The sequence below is a fragment of the Streptococcus sp. ELY_137 genome, assembly GCF_058314515.1.
In genome coordinates this window covers 1-16,467 of record NZ_JBZFUL010000014.1, presented here as the reverse complement: position 1 = coordinate 16,467, position 16,467 = coordinate 1, and the positions used below count along the sequence as shown (strand labels likewise).

At 41.6% G+C, this 16,467-nt stretch carries 16 protein-coding genes and 4 pseudogenes; 17 read left to right on the top strand and 3 right to left on the bottom strand.

What is annotated here, in order from left to right; translation table 11 throughout:
- Positions 1-10 precede the first annotated feature (10 nt).
- The 11 genes and pseudogenes from AC4HAO_RS09015 (at position 11) to guaC (ending at position 8,315) form a co-directional block, all read left to right on the top strand.
- Positions 11-862: a hypothetical protein gene (locus AC4HAO_RS09015; protein ID WP_491135167.1), complete on the top strand. Its 852-nt coding sequence runs from the start codon at positions 11-13 to the stop codon at positions 860-862.
- Between the two features lie 13 nt (positions 863-875).
- Positions 876-1,202, top strand: coding sequence for a DUF4176 domain-containing protein (locus AC4HAO_RS09010; protein WP_491135166.1), 327 nt, complete (start codon positions 876-878; stop codon positions 1,200-1,202).
- Positions 1,192-1,617, top strand: a complete 426-nt coding sequence (locus tag AC4HAO_RS09005) for a hypothetical protein (protein ID WP_491135165.1) — start codon at positions 1,192-1,194, stop codon at positions 1,615-1,617. Before AC4HAO_RS09010 ends, AC4HAO_RS09005 begins: the two co-directional genes overlap by 11 nt.
- Before the next feature lie 127 nt (positions 1,618-1,744).
- Positions 1,745-1,920 (top strand): annotated as a pseudogene (locus tag AC4HAO_RS09000) (IS5/IS1182 family transposase); the annotation flags it as partial.
- A gap of 30 nt (positions 1,921-1,950) precedes the next feature.
- Positions 1,951-3,225 (top strand): annotated as a pseudogene (locus tag AC4HAO_RS08995) (FtsK/SpoIIIE domain-containing protein); the annotation flags it as partial.
- Positions 3,226-3,250: 25 nt separating this feature from the next.
- Positions 3,251-3,721, top strand: a complete 471-nt coding sequence (locus tag AC4HAO_RS08990) for a hypothetical protein (protein ID WP_491093857.1) — start codon at positions 3,251-3,253, stop codon at positions 3,719-3,721.
- Complete coding sequence (locus tag AC4HAO_RS08985) at positions 3,714-5,450, top strand: lipase family protein (RefSeq protein ID WP_491135163.1); 1,737 nt, start codon at positions 3,714-3,716, stop codon at positions 5,448-5,450. Before AC4HAO_RS08990 ends, AC4HAO_RS08985 begins: the two co-directional genes overlap by 8 nt.
- A 20-nt stretch (positions 5,451-5,470) precedes the next feature.
- The gene (locus tag AC4HAO_RS08980; protein ID WP_491093859.1) at positions 5,471-5,752 is read left to right on the top strand and encodes a hypothetical protein; all 282 of its coding nucleotides are present in this window, start codon (positions 5,471-5,473) and stop codon (positions 5,750-5,752) included.
- An 8-nt stretch (positions 5,753-5,760) separates the two neighbouring features.
- On the top strand, positions 5,761-6,129 hold the full coding sequence (locus AC4HAO_RS08975; protein WP_491135162.1) for a hypothetical protein: 369 nt from the start codon (positions 5,761-5,763) through the stop codon (positions 6,127-6,129).
- Between the two features lie 224 nt (positions 6,130-6,353).
- Positions 6,354-6,965 (top strand): DUF1349 domain-containing protein, encoded by a 612-nt coding sequence (locus tag AC4HAO_RS08970; protein ID WP_491093861.1) that lies wholly within the window; start codon positions 6,354-6,356, stop codon positions 6,963-6,965.
- A 366-nt stretch (positions 6,966-7,331) separates the two neighbouring features.
- The gene (guaC, locus tag AC4HAO_RS08965) at positions 7,332-8,315 is read left to right on the top strand and encodes a GMP reductase (protein WP_491093862.1); all 984 of its coding nucleotides are present in this window, start codon (positions 7,332-7,334) and stop codon (positions 8,313-8,315) included.
- 54 nt (positions 8,316-8,369) lie between these two features.
- Here the strand turns inward: guaC and AC4HAO_RS08960 are convergent, their stop codons facing one another.
- Positions 8,370-9,239 (bottom strand): LysR family transcriptional regulator, encoded by an 870-nt coding sequence (locus AC4HAO_RS08960; protein WP_491135161.1) that lies wholly within the window; start codon positions 9,237-9,239, stop codon positions 8,370-8,372.
- Positions 9,240-9,387: 148 nt separating this feature from the next.
- On the opposite strand from AC4HAO_RS08960, the gene AC4HAO_RS08955 reads away from it, so the two are divergent.
- The 6 genes and pseudogenes from AC4HAO_RS08955 to AC4HAO_RS08930 all read left to right on the top strand — a co-directional run bounded on the left by AC4HAO_RS08955 (position 9,388) and on the right by AC4HAO_RS08930 (position 14,375).
- On the top strand, positions 9,388-10,362 hold the full coding sequence (locus AC4HAO_RS08955; RefSeq protein WP_491093864.1) for an alpha/beta hydrolase: 975 nt from the start codon (positions 9,388-9,390) through the stop codon (positions 10,360-10,362).
- Entirely contained in the window at positions 10,359-10,862 is a 504-nt protein-coding gene (locus AC4HAO_RS08950) for a cyclophilin-like fold protein (protein WP_491093865.1), read from the top strand. The genes AC4HAO_RS08955 and AC4HAO_RS08950 overlap by 4 nt, the downstream gene beginning before the upstream one ends.
- Positions 10,863-11,340: 478 nt before the next feature.
- Complete coding sequence (locus AC4HAO_RS08945; protein WP_491093866.1) at positions 11,341-11,793, top strand: MarR family winged helix-turn-helix transcriptional regulator; 453 nt, start codon at positions 11,341-11,343, stop codon at positions 11,791-11,793.
- Between the two features lie 10 nt (positions 11,794-11,803).
- The gene (locus tag AC4HAO_RS08940) at positions 11,804-12,790 is read left to right on the top strand and encodes an alcohol dehydrogenase catalytic domain-containing protein (protein ID WP_491135160.1); all 987 of its coding nucleotides are present in this window, start codon (positions 11,804-11,806) and stop codon (positions 12,788-12,790) included.
- Positions 12,768-12,968, top strand: a pseudogene (locus AC4HAO_RS08935) (replication-associated recombination protein A); the annotation flags it as partial. The gene AC4HAO_RS08940 and the pseudogene AC4HAO_RS08935, both read left to right, overlap by 23 nt.
- Positions 12,969-13,682: 714 nt before the next feature.
- On the top strand, positions 13,683-14,375 hold the full coding sequence (locus tag AC4HAO_RS08930; RefSeq protein WP_491093868.1) for a GNAT family N-acetyltransferase: 693 nt from the start codon (positions 13,683-13,685) through the stop codon (positions 14,373-14,375).
- Between the two features lie 59 nt (positions 14,376-14,434).
- Here the strand turns inward: AC4HAO_RS08930 and AC4HAO_RS08925 are convergent, their stop codons facing one another.
- Together AC4HAO_RS08925 and AC4HAO_RS08920 are read right to left on the bottom strand one after the other, a co-directional pair.
- Positions 14,435-15,694: an ISL3 family transposase gene (locus AC4HAO_RS08925; RefSeq protein WP_491093869.1), complete on the bottom strand. Its 1,260-nt coding sequence runs from the start codon at positions 15,692-15,694 to the stop codon at positions 14,435-14,437.
- 658 nt (positions 15,695-16,352) lie between these two features.
- Positions 16,353-16,467: pseudogene (locus AC4HAO_RS08920) on the bottom strand (IS30 family transposase); the annotation flags it as partial.

Here is a 16,467-nt window from a genome sequence, read left to right as displayed (position 1 = left end):
GAGGAGAAAAATGACTAATTTAACTAAGGAAAGGCGGTTTACTAAAATTAGTAACCTACCTGTACATAAAATTGTTGCAATTCGGCAATCGATCCCGATTATTTCTCATATCGTTATTGTTACTTTATTGATTATCATATTTTTATTTCAAAGGTTTAATTTGGCAAGTAAAATTCCCTTATTTGTGTCTATTATTTTAGGAGGCCCATTTTTAGTTTCCTTTTTCACGGCACTGTATTTTTCGTCGGCTGGGGTTCCAATATTTGATCGAAGTCTATCAAATGTGTTTTTCGAGACTGTTGATTTAGAAAAAAATAAGAATTATTATAATTTAATTGCGAGCAAATCCAGTAAGCCTTCTGTTAAATTGTCTGCTGATATAGTGAATATCTATACAGATTTTTTAGAAGGAGAGTTTACAGAATGCCTGTCAAAGATATCAAAACTATTTCCGTTAGATACTCTGCATCCAGAAGTCCAACTAATTTGTTTACATTATCAATGTTTAGCGGTTTTTTTCTCTTCTCAAGAAATTGACTATAGCATAATTAGACAATCTATCGTTGATCTTCAAGTGAGAGATGAAGATAATAAGTTAGCTATTTTAAACGAGTTAGATGCTTTAAATGATATTTTGAGATATCAGAGAAGTAATAATTACTTTGATGAAAACAAAACCTATCGCCACAAGTTGCAGTACTTACAGTTTTTATACTATCAAAGTCTGAATGCTAAATTACTTGGTGATGATAGTAAGGTTTATTCTGTTTATCAAAAGCTTTCAAAAGAAAATCCTGACTTATTTTTTGTTAGGGAAGCTGAGGCCTATATAAACGCTCAACAAACTAAAATAATAGAATAGAAAGTGCATAAAAATGTCTAAGAATATTGAAAATAAGCCCTTGCCTATAGGTACCGTGGTCATGCTTGATAATTCTTCTATACCTTTGATGATTATTACTCAATTTCCAGTTACAAGAGTGAATGGTGAAGAGGGGTATTTTGATTTTGGTGCTGTCACTCTTCCAATAGGCTTGACGACTGAAGGAGAATATTTCTTTAATAGAGAAGATATAAAGCAAATTTTATTTCTAGGATATGTTGATTCAAATTATCAAGAATTTGCTTCCAAGTATGAAGAACTGGTTGAAAATATGACTTATAAGAGATTAACAACAAGGGGGAATAATCTTGAAAAGTGAGCGTAAACCTCGTCGCTTTAAGAAGAGGTATTTACTTCTGATACCAATTTTTATTTGGGGAATTCTGATGGCGCTGCTTATAATCCAGCAAGATCCAGAAATCAACGGGACTTATGTCTTAGTTGTCCCCAATTCTAAAAAACATACAGCTTCCCTTGACGAAAAAGTGCAACTTGTGGTTAATGAAAACAAGATTACTTATATAAACCATGGCAAAAAGCAAGAATTAGTTTATGAACAAGGAAAAGAAGAGTTGGTTATTAATAACAATAATTATCAAATGGATCACTCATCAGATGGGGAAATATACCTAAGCGATGATAATGCCAGAATTAAATATAATTTTGTAAAGAAAGGCAGTTATTGGTATAAATCTTATAAAAAGGGTAATGTTACTTATTACACACAGAATTAATTATCTTAAATTAAGTTTTTTATCAACTGTAGGAGCTTATGACTTAAATGAGAGAGGAAGATTCGGAGCTCACTGAAAAAGTCATCAAATGATGGCTTTTTTGCTATACTAAAATTAAGATGATGGTGTGCTTGATAATCAGTTAACTTTAGAAGTTAGTCCCTATCGGAGACTATATAATATTGTTGTTCCAAAGACTCATTTTTTACACCAGTTGACGGGACTTTGTGATTTTGGCTTTTTTATGACGAATTGGAAAAGAATTATCGTTTTGACTTTGGAACGAGCGCTCTTTACCCCTTAAAAAACTTACCGCACACGGCTGATTTCCTCACTTCCGATCAAGAAGAAAAGCTGACAAAGTTTATGGATCTCATGAAGCGGGAAATCCAGTCACGCAAACGGCTCTTTAACCGTCATCATGTCAATTCGAAGGAGATGTATCAAGCTGTCACCGGTGAAACCCTGCCCCAAATCGTTGTCGTCATAGATAACTACGAAGGCTATAAAGACATTCAAACCGAACAGCTGCGAAACAATTTTGATAGCTTTACCCAAACACTGGCCAGAGACGGTAACAGTCTGGGGATAACGGTTATGGTCAGCGGCGGCCGTCTATCGGCTATTCGTCCAGTCTTACTGGCCAATTTCAAGACTCGCCTGAGCTTAAAATTAACAGATGAGTCAGAGATCAAAACGATTATGGGGCATTTTACCATGGCTACGGAAAGTATCGCAGGTCGAGGACTTATCACAATAGAAGAAGTTGAGGTCTTCCAAGCCGCCCTTTCTCATCGAGGGGCAACTCCGGTCCAACGGCTTCAAGCATTGCGTCAAGAAATTAGCCAAATGGATCAATTCTGGCAGGGCGACAGACCTGCAGAAATCCCAATCGTTCCAGAAGAAATGTCACTGGCACAGTTTATGGAGCGGGCAGATACGAAAAATGCCATAGCCAAGCCAGCCTTACCGCTTGGTTTGGACGTGACAGCAGTCGAAACGATTGCCCTTGATTTTTCTACCTTCAGGCACCTCGTTGTCTTCTCGGATAATTCAGAGCAGATCCGCCTTATGGTAGATCGCCTCATCGCGACTGTGAGTCAGTCAAGCTGGAAGATCACAGCCCTCCTGCTAGATGTTAACGGGGATTATCAAAACTACGAGTCAAAGGTATCGCACTATGTCAATGATCCGACTCTTCTGAGTGATATGACGGATTTTATGGTTTCAGAAATTAAGAATCGAGAAACGAATGGCTGGGACCAATATTGTACCGCCTTTATTCCTGATTTAGAGAGCTATGAGAAAGTGTCTGGATTAAGCCAGACCGAGTTGGCGGTGCTTATGACGAGAGGCCCGAAAGTTGGCTTTTTCATCATAGTAGGGACGACTTACTCTTATTTAGTGAGCATTAATCCAGTGCCAAAGTATCTTAAGGAAAACGGCCAGTATCACTTTATCGGTATGAAACTCAATGATCAGAATTTCTTGGATAAGGCTTACGATTCTAAAGAAAAGCACCCAGCCATGGATGAGGCCTATATCCATAATCGTAAAACCTATTATAAATTGAAGCTCAGTCGCAACCTCACAGAAGAAACATTCTAAGCGCAACCAACCTAAGGAGGCTTTTATGAAGAAAAGCACCAAGATCACATTAATCAGTTTAGCCACACTAGCCATTTTAGCAGGAATAGGAGGAACTCTAATGGTAGCCAATGATTTTAACAGCCGCTTTGAAGCCTTTGTCAAAGCCAAACGAGAGCAACAAGCAAAAGAAGCTGAGAAAAAGCAGCGAGAAGAAAAGATGACACCACATGAACGGCAGTTAGCCTACCTCAAAAAACACCAGCAGGAAATTGTGGATTTTGTGAAACAATCTAATGCTAAAATCGAATCCGTGCAGATTGCTTGGGATGAAACACAATGGGAAGAGCCTGGGATGTTTGAAGAAACTGAAAGTATCACTATTTTTGGAGGTATAAATGATATTGAGGATTCTGGTTGGACCCTTTCAATACCGACGAAAAAAGATGGTACAGTTGATATGGGCAGTATGTTTTTGCTTCATAGAGCTAGTATAGGAGGGGAAGAAATTGAGTAACTGGAATTTAGAAAACTTTAATTACCTCTATGCAGATCTAGCGGAATCTGCTTATAATAATAGGCCAGAGAATTTTTCTTATAATCAACTAAATAGGGACCAGAGAAAGGCACTTGATTCTGGAAAATCTGTTAGATTCAACTTTTCTCAAGATGCCAGAGACAAAGATGGAAATCTTACCCAAGGCGGTCAGCACTTTGACAGTACCGATCCCAACAACGACGGCATTGTCTATCTCCAGCCTGACCAGAAAGGGCTTTTAGAGGACAAAGAGTCTGGCTACAATGCCTATTACCTGTCTGAAAACGAGACCATCAATCAGGATACCCACCAGACTTACTTTGCGGTACGGGGCAGTGATGGCTTTGGGCAGCCCAGTCTGGAGCACCCAGAAAATTTCAAACACCCCGAAGATTGGATAAATAATGATGCGGCCTTTGCCTTACAGGATAAAATCGTTCCCCAAGCCAAAGAAGCCACCAAAGGCATGAAAGCCAAGATTGCGGAGCTGAATGAAAAAGCAGCCTCTGATGCTCAGATGAGTATCACCGGTCACTCGCTGGGCACCATGGTATCCATTCAGGGGGCAGCGGGACTGAGCCATGACGAGCTGCAAAAAGTGGATGAGATTGTTCTCTTTAATGGGCCCGATGCGACCAAGAGCCTCCAAAAAGCGGGCTATAGTAAGGCACATATCCAAGAGCTCGGAAGTAAAACCACCTACTATGTCAATCCCTTTGATCCCGTTAGTATGCTCAATCGGGACAAGCCTTATAAGGAACAGCTGGGAACCGTCCATGTGATCGTTCCGATGGAATATACCAGTATGATAGATGGCCATTCCTCCCATGACTTTGGGGCCTACCAAATGGGGAGTGACGGCAAGCCCCTTATCGCTTCCAAAAGCTATCATCCAGAGTTGTTGACGGCGGGTCGGGACTTGGCCAAGCTGGAAAAAGAAAGTATCGAGGGGCTAAAAAAATATGTGCCTGATACGATTATTGACGGTCTCGTCAACCTCAGCCCTGATCAATTTCAAACAGTGGCTCAAAGTATGGGGGCTATTATTGGGAAAATCAAGGATGGCGTCAGCTTATCCGATATCGCTTCGCTGCCGAACGAGATACAAGCGACCATTAAAGTAGTCGCCGACAATCTTGGGATCAGTCAGGATGACCTTATCGCTTTTCTTGGCAATGCCGCTGTCCATTGGCAGGATATTGAAAAAATCTGGACCAATTTCCAGGAGGAATACAGCCAGCTGATCAAAGACGCCAAAGCTGAATCGATCAAATGGTCTCGGGAGAACATCGACAGTTTCCACGCTAAGATAAAAAATGCGACAGGAGCACAGAGGATCCTGCTTCGGACAGAGTTGCTCTATATGGCGACCCAGCTGGCTGAGGAAGATATTAACAATAAAGTTGAAGCAGCCAAGAAGCATATCAGCGATGTTAAGGAAGAGGTTAAGGTCATTTCCGAGGCAGCGATAGCGGCGTCAAGAGCCTTAGGGGCGCACCTCAGCGACAGTGAGATTGAAGAGCTGACAGCTGAGATAGAGATGTCCAATGTTTGGGATGAGGGGACAGAAGAGGCGGCTAAGTCGGCCCTTGATGCCTATAAGAGTCAGATGGATACCTTTAGCTCAGATCTCATATATGCGGCACAAAATATCGAAGCGGTTGATAACCAGCAGGCCGGGGAGATTTTTGACAATCTTTCACAGTAGCGAAAAAAAAGGAACACTATATGTCAAAAAAGAAAAAAAGTGATGATTTTGAACTAGAAGAATTCATAAAAAAACAGGAGCGGGCAGCTATTAAAGCTATCGTTTCGGCAGCTTCTTCTTCCATCAAAAGTAAGGGAACCAGCTTAAAATCAACGCTGGATAAAGATGCTAAAGCGTTGAAGGATTATGCCTCAACTTATAAAAAGAACATTGCGGATGGATTAGAAGGTCAAGCGGCTCAGGCGGCTTCGGATTTTTTAATCCAGCTTCCTAAGCCTACCTTGGGAAATCCGATTAGTTAGGGAATAAAATGGTAACGGTTAATACTAAAATTAGGGAACTTGATGACCAATATGAAAGTGATTTAAAGGCTATTCAAAGCAAACGAGACAGCTTAGAGGAGGATTACCAGCGTTTTATGCGGGTAACAGATGACTTGAAAGAACAAGTTTACCAAGCCACTCTCAAGCGTGACATAGAACTTTCGCCAGACGCAAAGGGTCAGTTATATCAAATGGATATTACTAGCGATGATTTTAAGTCAGCGTTTCAGCAAGAAATAGCTGAACTGGATGAGGAGCAAGCTCAATTGAAAAAAGACTATGACAAACAGGTCGATAAAATTTATGAGGAAGCCCGCCAAGATCAAAACGATGATTCCGACAGTCAAGACACATGAGCGGTCACACGGTCGCACAGTCACATCGCAGGGATGATCAACTCTGAGAAGTTGGAGTTGTTCCAGTTTTACCGCTTAAGTTTGGCGGTCAACTTCTGTCCGCAGGACGCAGATTCTATTTTTTGTGGTAGACTAAGCAAGAAAGAGGCTAGGACAAGAGTTCAGACGCGTTAGCACTGTTCTAGAGTTACCAGAATGACGCAGTGGTTGATTGGAGATGGCTTATGAAAACACTTGATTTAAAAGACTTTACCTGGACAGGTCAGCCGGCAGATGTTAGCTATACCGCTGATGCCGTGGAGGTGACCACAGCACCGCGTACAGATCTCTGGCAAAAGACCTATTATCACTTTATTAATGATAATGCCCCTGTTTTTTTGGTGCCAGTTGACGACCAGTATTTTTCATTTACGGTTAAGACGACCTTTGCGGACAGCCACCATCGTTTTGACCAATGTGGGGTTGTGCTTTACCAAAACAGTGAAAATTGGATCAAAGGTTCTATTGAATATGAGAATGATGATTTTCAGCATTTAGGCAGTGTGGTGACCAACCGCGGCTATTCAGACTGGGCGACGACTGAGATTCCGGCAAGTATCAAAAGTATGTGGTATCGGCTCAGTCGCAGGGAAAGCGATTTTCTGATCGAATGCTCTGAGGATGGCAAGATTTTTCGTCAGATGCGGATCTGTCATTTCTACGAGGGAACAGGCACTGTCCATATCGGGATTTACGCCTGCTCGCCAGAGGATTCTTCTTTTACCGCTGTTTTCTCAGATTTTAGCCTGACGGAGTGCCAGTGGGCTGCCCACGATGGTCAGGCACCGAATATGTAGCTATTTCAAGCCGGCGGAAAAGGTAATGGTGCAATCTTTAAAAAGCTATCCTGTGCTGTTTTTCGCTAATCTCTTCTACGGCAAATTTCCTACAGGAATTCGTCAAACCATTGAGGTTCTGTCGGTTTAATCTAGTAATAAAGCAAAATACGAACATTATTCGTTTACAATATTATTTTTTGGACAGAATAGGTATATTTTTATAATATAATGATGGAAGGGTAAGCAATTGCCTAGCGATGCTCTGAAAGTGATAACGACTATCAGAGTTATAGGAAGGTCATCATATTAATGCTGCAGGCTGAAGATGACCTTTTGATATACTCAAAAATCCTCTGTCAGTTTAGCGGCCGAAAGAGGATTTTTATGTACAATGATTTGCCTGTTTTTGACTATGAAGACATTCAGCTGATTCCCAATAAATGTATCATCGACAGTCGATCCGATGCTGATACGACAGTAACTCTGGGGAAACATCAGTTCAAGATCCCCGTAGTCCCTGCCAATATGCAGACCATTATTGATGAAGATGCGGCGGAGCTACTGGCAAGGGAAGGCTATTTCTATATCATGCATCGTTTTGATGAAGAGGGACGCAAGCCCTTTATCGCACGCATGCACGCTCAAGGGCTGATAGCGTCTATCTCAGTTGGGGTCAAGGACTATGAGTATGATTTTGTCAGCAGTTTAAAAGAGGATGCCCCAGATTATATCACGATTGATATTGCCCACGGGCATGCGGATAGTGTCATTAAGATGATTAAGCATATCAAGTCCGAGCTGCCAGAAACCTTTGTTATTGCTGGTAATGTAGGAACACCTGAAGCGGTTCGTGAACTGGAAAATGCAGGTGCAGATGCGACCAAGGTCGGTATCGGCCCGGGCAAAGTCTGCATTACTAAAGTCAAAACGGGCTTTGGTACCGGTGGCTGGCAGTTGGCTGCTCTTCGCTGGTGTGCCAAAGCCGCCCGTAAACCCATTATTGCGGACGGCGGTATCCGCACCCATGGTGATATTGCTAAATCAATCCGCTTTGGCGCCACGATGGTTATGATTGGCTCGCTATTTGCCGGCCATATCGAAAGCCCAGGTAAGCTGGTAGAAGTAGATGGAGAGACCTTCAAAGAGTATTATGGCTCTGCTTCGGAGTACCAAAAGGGTGAACACAAGAATGTCGAAGGAAAAAAGATTCTTCTGCCAACGAAAGGTTCTCTTAAAGATACTCTGCTTGAAATGGAGCAGGATCTTCAAAGTGCTATCTCTTATGCCGGTGGACGCGATTTGGAGAGTTTGCTGCATGTTGATTATGTCATTGTCAAGAACTCAATCTGGAATGGCGACGCTATCTAGGATATATAAGAAAGGCTCACTTATTTCTCAAATAAGCGAGCTTTTTCCAATTATCTAAAGATTTTCTTTGAGGAAGCTCAGAAAGCTTTGAACAACTCGTGCCAACTGACTGTGCCTCTTCCAGATCAGGTAGAGGCTGATAGCTGGTAAGTCATCGGTAAGCGGTATGAATGTTAAGGGACTAGTTGGACTATCAGTATTGACGAGATTGGGCCAAGCAATTGCGATTCCCATACCAGACTCGACCATAAGACTGGCGTTATAAACGAGATTAAATGTAGCAGCCAACTTTGCTTTTTTCCCAATCCTTTCAAGAAATAAATGTCTGGCTTCCTTCTGATTGGTGATAATAAGAGGGTAAGGCTCAAGATCCTTCAACTGAAGACTTTTTTGATTTGCCAATGGATGAGCTTTTGGCAGGAGAGCACCCCAAGTTTCCTGAGATGGCAAAGGCATGCTCTTGAATTGTTCATGGTTGACATCTCTCGTAACGATCCCTAAATCCAAGATACCGGCATTAATTTTTTCGATGATGTCATCGGCGTTGCCGCTGGTCACATCGAATCTAGTATTTGGGAATTCCTCTTGGAAAGCTTTAGCTTGGTCGATGACCATTTTAATAGATCGCCCTTCAGCAGCACCAATAGCGATCGGCCCTGAGATGGGGCTCTTATCGACTAGATTGTTGGTGGTTTTATCAACTAGAGATAGGATTTCTAAGGCCCGGTTGTAGAGGTAATGACCGTCCTCAGTCAGGCTTATTTCACGACTCCCGCGATGGAGGAGCTGGGTACCAAGTTCTTCCTCTAAATCCTTCATTTGACGTGAGAGGGTTGGTTGGGTAATGTGACGCTTCTGGGCGGCTTTGGAAATCGATTTTTCTTCAGCAATGGTCACAAAGTATTGTAAAACACGTATATCCATAATTAGTCATAGTCCTTTCTAAGCTAGTATACCATGAAAATTCAATATATGCTTAAAAGGTATTCTATAAATACAATATAAGTATTTGTAATGGCATAGTTGTTGGCTTATACTATAGTTACCAACAAAGAATTTAAGGAGAATGATTATGACTGAACAACGTTTTAACCTGACACAGGAATGGGATAAGGTTTTTCCAAAAAGCAATCACGTGAATCACCAAAAGGTGACCTTTCAAAACCATTTTGGTATCACCTTGGCGGCGGATTTATATGTTCCCAAGAATGCTAATGGTAAATTGCCGGGACTGGCAGTAGCTGGACCTTTCGGGGCTGTCAAAGAGCAGTCTTCAGGACTTTATGCTCAAGAAATGGCAGAGCGCGGCTTTGTAGCTATGGCCTTTGACCCGTCCTATACTGGCGAATCCAGTGGTTTTCCACGTTTTATGCAATCACCGGATATCAATACGGAGGATTTCCAAGCAGCAGTCGACTATTTGAGTACCAGTGACTTGGTTGATGCTGAAAAAATCGGTATCATCGGTATCTGCGGCTTTGGCGGGATTGCCCTTAATGCAGCAGCTATTGATCCTCGCATCAAAGTGACGGTCGTCTCAACCATGTATGACATGTCGCGAGTGGCTGGAAACGGCTATTTTGACGATGCAGATAATGAAGAAGCTCGTTACCAACAACGTTTGAGCCTAGCTAAGCAACGGACAGCTGACTATAAAAATGGCAGCTATGCCCTTGCCGGCGGGGTTGTGGATCCCTTACCTGAGGATGCACCGCAGTTTGTCAAAGACTATTACGCCTACTACAAACAACCGCGTGGTTACCATGCCCGCAGTGTCAACTCAAACGATGGCTGGGCTATTCAAGCCAATACCAGCTTTGCTAATACACGTTTTCTCTACTACAGCGATGAAATCCGAAATAGCGTTCTCCTTATTCATGGAGATGCTGCCCACTCCTACTATATGGGTAAAGATGCTTTTGCCAAACTCAAAGGCGACAACAAGAAGATGATTACTGTCAAAGGGGCAAGCCATGTTGATCTCTATGACCAAAAGGATAAGATTCCGTTTGATGACATCGAAAATTTTGTCAAAGAAAACCTATGATAAAGCGTTTTTTTACTCTAGGTCTCATCTGCTGGGTAGCTGTCAGCTTATGCGCCTGTCAGCAGCCCAAAAAAGCAGCAGAACCTGATTTAGCGGCGCATCAATCTCGTACGACCAAAGAAGAGAAAAGGGATAAAATGACAGATCACATTACTCTGAAACTCAAAAATCAGACAATTTCTCTGGAATTGGAGGATAATCAAGCTACTCGCACCTTAGTAGATAAATTATCGCAGAAGGATATCGAAATTTCTCTATCCGATTACGGCGGTTTTGAAAAAGTTGGAGATTTGCCTTTTTCTCTGCCAGCCGATGACACCAACCAAACAGCTGAAAGCGGCGATGTCATGCTCTATCAGGGGGATAAACTGGTGATTTTTTACGGTTCTAACAGCTGGTCTTATACGAAACTTGGTCACATTTCAGGATACTCAGGCAAGGAGCTGCAGCAGCAGTTGGGGCAAGGAAAGGTGACCCTCAGCTTGTCTTTAAAGGACTAGAGGTGTTGTGAAATTTACCTAACTAATAAATAGTAAAATAGGATTGGAACCATACTGGCTCCAGTCCTTATTTTTATGGTATTTGCTATATTCCGTTTAATTTTAGACTGCTGACAAATTGCTCCACTTACCTTAAGTCACTAAAAATTGCATTTCAGCTGTAATGTGATATTTACTATTAAGTTTTAAAATTTGTTTGGTCTAGCATAGGGTGAGAGTAGTTGCCTTTTCTAGTTGAAATTATCATCAATAAGATAATTAAAAGCAGTTCTGATGAATTCTGAAAAATTAGTACAGCTGAAAAAGTTTCCTTTTCAATGTTCTGCTGATTGGGTAAATCTTTGACAAAGGTCTTTTTGTGTACTATGATTTAAATGGCAATAAGTTTTAGATAAAAGTAATTATGATAGAAATTTAGTCCTAATAGTTTGCTTTTAAGTGACTAACTTATTTTAGATAGAAATAAAGGAGATTGGAAATGCCGGGTAAGGATGGGGGATATCTGACACTCAAGATACGATTATTAAATGGGCGACTGTTTAATCGCTATCTCGCAATGGATCAGCGAGCGCTGTATAAGGCAGAGCAAGGGAAGATTTTATCTGCTCTCTGGGAGCGGCAGCCCCAAACAGCAACGGATTTGGCGAGGGTGACAGGACTGGCTGCCAGCAGCTTATCCTTGATGCTAAAGCACTTAGAAGAACAAGGCTTGATTACAAGCCTTGCCTCTGAAAGTGACAAGCGCAAGCGCTATTATGAAACAACCTCACTGGGACGGAGTCAGCAAGAAGTGGGTCAGTCTGTCAGTCAAAAATTGAGTGATGTCTTTTATCGAGGTTTTACAGAAGAGGAAATTACGGCTGTTGAAGGTTATCTTCAACGTATCCTCAATAATCTGGAATCTGAGGAAGAAAGGTACAGCAGGCACTAAGGAGGAAGTTATGAAAGCATTTGTTGTGGAAAAAGCGGGCGGCCCTGAGGTTCTTCAGTTAAAGGAAGTTTCTAAACCTAAGCTAAGGAGAGGCTGGTCGCTGATTAAGGTGAAGGGATTCGGTGTCAATCGCTCAGAAATCTTTACGCGGCAGGGTTATTCACCCAGTGTCACCTTTCCGAGAATTTTAGGGATAGAGGTGGTCGGACTAATAGAGCAAACGACCGATGAAAAACGTTTACCAGTTGGGCAAACGGTGGTATCACTTATGGGTGAGATGGGCAGAGATTTTGATGGCAGTTACGCAGAGTATGTGTTGGTTCCTAATCATCAAATCTATCCTATTGAGACTAGGTTAGACTGGACACGGTTAGCTGCCGTTCCTGAAACTTACTATACCGCGTTTCTGGCGATGAAAAATCTACAGCTAAAGGCTGAGGATGCCGTCCTAGTCCGTGGTGGTACGAGCGGTTTAGGTCTGGCCTTTTTGCAGTTAGCTAAGGCGAAATATCCACAGATGATCATAACGGCTACGACGAGAGTCCTGTCTAAAAAGCCCCAGTTGAAAGAGCTGGGATTTACAGATATTATTGAGGATAGGGATGGTCAGCTGCAGACCGAGCAAACCTACAGCAAAATACTGGAACTGGTTGGTCCCGCAACGATTATGGATAGCCTCGGTCACTTGCAGCCTTTTGGTATTGTTTCAAGTGTCGGCCAACTCGGTGGTAAATGGTTTTTAGAAGATTTTGATCCCATTATGGCTCTGCAAAATCATAAGTATCTGTCAACGGCCTATTCAGGCCTTGTTGATGAAGGGACTGTAGAGGAACTGTTTGCTTTCATTGATTATTATCAGCTTGATGTCAAGCCAGCGGGAATTCACCGCTTAGAAGACCTTCCAGATATTCATCGTCAAATGGATGATAGCCACAATTTTGGAAAACATGTTGTTTTATTAGATGAGGCCCAAAATGACACAAAAATCTCTATTTGATCAAGATATGGAAGCGACTGCCCCCTTAGCTAGTTGTGTGCGCCCAAAGACTTTGGATGATTTTATCGGCCAGAAACACTTGGTGGGAGAAGGTAAATTTTTACGCCAGATGATCGATAGCAATCAGATTGCGTCGATGATCTTCTGGGGGCCGCCTGATGTTGGTAAGACAACCTTGGAAACTAGGCCTGAAAGGCATCAACGGTCACATCTATTATAAGCCGCCAGAAGTAGGATTAAACAGCGTTTGAACTCTATTAAAGATTGGAAAAACAGTCATTCGACGAATTTTTGGGTAGTAGAAGGAAACGGCTCTCATTTAGATCGCTTTCCTTTGCAAAACCTATTATAGTAGCGGTAATAGGAATAGCAAAAGTATCATTTGATAACGGCTAAAAGGTATCGCGTCGACTAAGAGATTAAAAGTCATTTTCTCCTTAACCATCTGCATTGCCTGCCCTAAAAGCTTGGCCTGCTTAATGTAAGACAGGTGCAGCGCTTCTAGTGAGGTTACTTGTTTTTTTAATGATCGGGTGCTATAATGATGAGCAAATCGGATGGATTCTCTAAAGAGGAGGGAGAAAGGTAGCCAAGTTACCTAGTTATCAAGTGCGAAGCTCTTAGATAACAAGTTGCTACCGTATCTTAGCGACTGAACACGCCTACACTCCTGCGAAAAAAGACTCACCTTCCTTGAATCTTTAGCGATTCATCGTCAGGTTCCCTATTTTTCTTTGGAGTGCTTAACGGCTTTGTATCTTAGTAACTGAACACGCCTACGACTCTGTGGAAAAAGATAAAGTCTCCTAGATGCCTACTGCATCTGCGTCGACTTTCCTATTTTCCTTTGAGTCGCTTAACGGCTTTGTATCTTAGTATAAGGAGGACTGCTATGCCTTATAATGAATTTCATCAAAAAATCGGAGAGTCTCTCCCGAACTTCACTCCCGGTGCTTTTCCAGATGTTGCGGTGCTTACTGGAAGGACAGTTGTCTTGGAGCACTTGGATGTTGAGAAGCATTTGGATGATATCTATGACTTTGCTGTTACCAATGGACAGCCACAAGATTGGACCTATTTACCTGTTGGTCCCTTTGAAACGCGTCACGAAGTGTCTGATTGGCTAGTGAGTTTATCGCACAAGACAGATGCCTATTTCTTTGCCATTCGAGATAAAGAAAGGGATAGAGTCGTCGGCCTCTTTTCTCTGATGCGTATCAATCCTGCCAACCGTACTATTGAAATGGGATGTGTTGTTTATTCTCCGGTCTTGCAGCATTCCATCGCAGCGACAGAAGCTCAATATCTGGCCATGTCTTATGTCTTTGAAGAGTTGCAGTATCGCCGCTATGAATGGAAGTGTGATGCTCTCAACCAGCGTTCGCATCAGGCCGCTCTTCGTTTGGGCTTTACCTTCGAAGGAACCTTCCGTCAGCACATGGTCTATAAGGGACGCAGCCGTGATACGAATTGGTTCTCCATTCTTGATAAGGAATGGCCTGCTCAGAAAGTACGCTTTGAGCGGTGGCTCTCACCCGATAATTTTGATGCCAACGGCCAACAGAAAAGATCTCTGCAAGATTAGATATAGCAGAGATAACAAATAAAAAAGGCTCTTTGTCAACTGTAGTGGGTGACTTATAGCTAAGCACGAGAGGAGATAAATTTTGTCTTCTCTTTTTCTATGTTCAAAGCGAGGTAAATGCGTTTTTTTAAGCTGTCGAAGTTTCTGAATCCAAAAGCATTGCGCTTGATGTCTTTGATGAGTTTGTTAGTAGCTTCTAACTTGGCGTTAGAATAAGGAAGTTCAATGGCATTGGTAATAAAATCCTTATAGCGACTGACAGTGTTCAAAGCAACTTTGAAGGTGTGATTGAGATACGGTAACGTATCATAGATGAGGTCAAAAAATTGCTTGGTATTCTTCTCCTGCAAGTGAAAAAGGAGCAGCTGGTAAAGGTCATAATAGCCTTTTAGTTCAGGGACTAGCTTGACTATCATCTTATTGAGACATTGTTTAGGCGTCAGCGTTTCTCTAAAAGTCCGAGAGTAGAAAGTGTTAAAAGAAAGTTTCCGGCTATCTTTTAGAAAGAGCTTCCAGTGATATTTAAGAGCGCGGTATTCAAGGGATTTCTTATCCCATTGATTCATGATCTGGACTCTTGTTTGATTGAGCGCACGACTCATGAGCTGGACAATATGAAAGCGATCGAGGACAATTTTAGCTTTAGGAAATAGTCGTTTAATGAGAGGAATGTAACTTCCGGACATATCGACCGTGACGACTTTGACCCTATTTCTGGCTTCCTTAGAGTACTTAAAGAAATGATTTCGAATGGTTGCTTGTCTTCTGTTATCGAGAATAGTGATGATTTTCTTGGTCTTGAAATCTTGAGCGATGAAAGCTAGTTTGCCTTTTTGATAAGAGAATTCGTCCCAGGAGAGAACTTCTGGTAACGTGGCGTAATCCTCTTGGAAATGACATTGGTTGAGCTTGCGATAGACGGTAGAGGTAGAGACAGCCAACTTAGAAGCGATATGGGTTAAAGCTTCTCTGTTGAGTAATAGCTGAGCCACCTTCAGTCTCACCATCTCAGAAATTTGGCAATTTTTCTTAACAAGATTGGTTTCAGATACAGTGACTTTACGACAGACTTTGCATTGAAATCGTCTCTTTTTCAAACGAATGAGACTAGGGAAGCCACCAATTTCGATAAAGGGGATTTTAGAAGGCTTTTGGAAATCGTATTTGATCTGTTTTCCTCTGCAATGTCTGCATTTCGGAGGGTGATAGTCAAGAGTTGCCATGACGTCGATATGAGTATTGTGCTTAATGACATGATTTAAGGTAATATTTTTATCTTTGATTCCGATGAGTTGTGTGGTATGATTGAGGTGTTCCATAAGAGTCTTTCTAATGAGTTGTTTGAATGCTTTTCATTATAAGTCTTGTGGGACTTTTTTTGTACTCAAAAAGCCCTATAACTTCCTAAGTGGAGTTACCCACTACAGAAATTATAGAGCCATAAAAAAACACTTCTGATTCTAGGGTACTAGATGCTAACAGGAGTGCTTTTTATTTACCTGATTGATAATGAGTGCAGTGCTTAATGCTCATGTGAACTTTGTTAACAAATAAGGTATGATTTAATAATTTTTTATTATCAGTTTCGAGTTTTCTAGCTATCCTCGTTTTACAGACTTGTGACTAGATGAGGAGCGGATTTTCATTATACCTCTTTTAATCATTTCTGCTATAAAGCCAGTGGACAGACGTTTTGAAATGTTTTAGTCTTCTTTTTTAGGATCTTACTCGTCTAGAACCGATTAGAATTCTTGACATTCTGCTATATCAGTTTTAAACTACAAATGTAAACAAAACTACAGTTGTAGTTTGAATTGAGGAGGTATAGCGATGCCTGATGTAACTGGAAGTGAGTGGTAAATCATGAGGGGTGTTTAGGCTTACGAAGGATTGTCTTACTTCAGCTATTTAGCCATACTAAGATGCTGTTTTAATAAAGTACCAGATTGATGGTCCAGATTTATCTATCTTAAATTGTCAAATTAAGTTGGACAGTTTCACCTGACTCAGAAAAACATGATAAGGGGTTTGATAATTTAAAGATTTTCTAGGAATTCTATTTCTCTTATCAGCTATAGCTGATAAGGTGTTT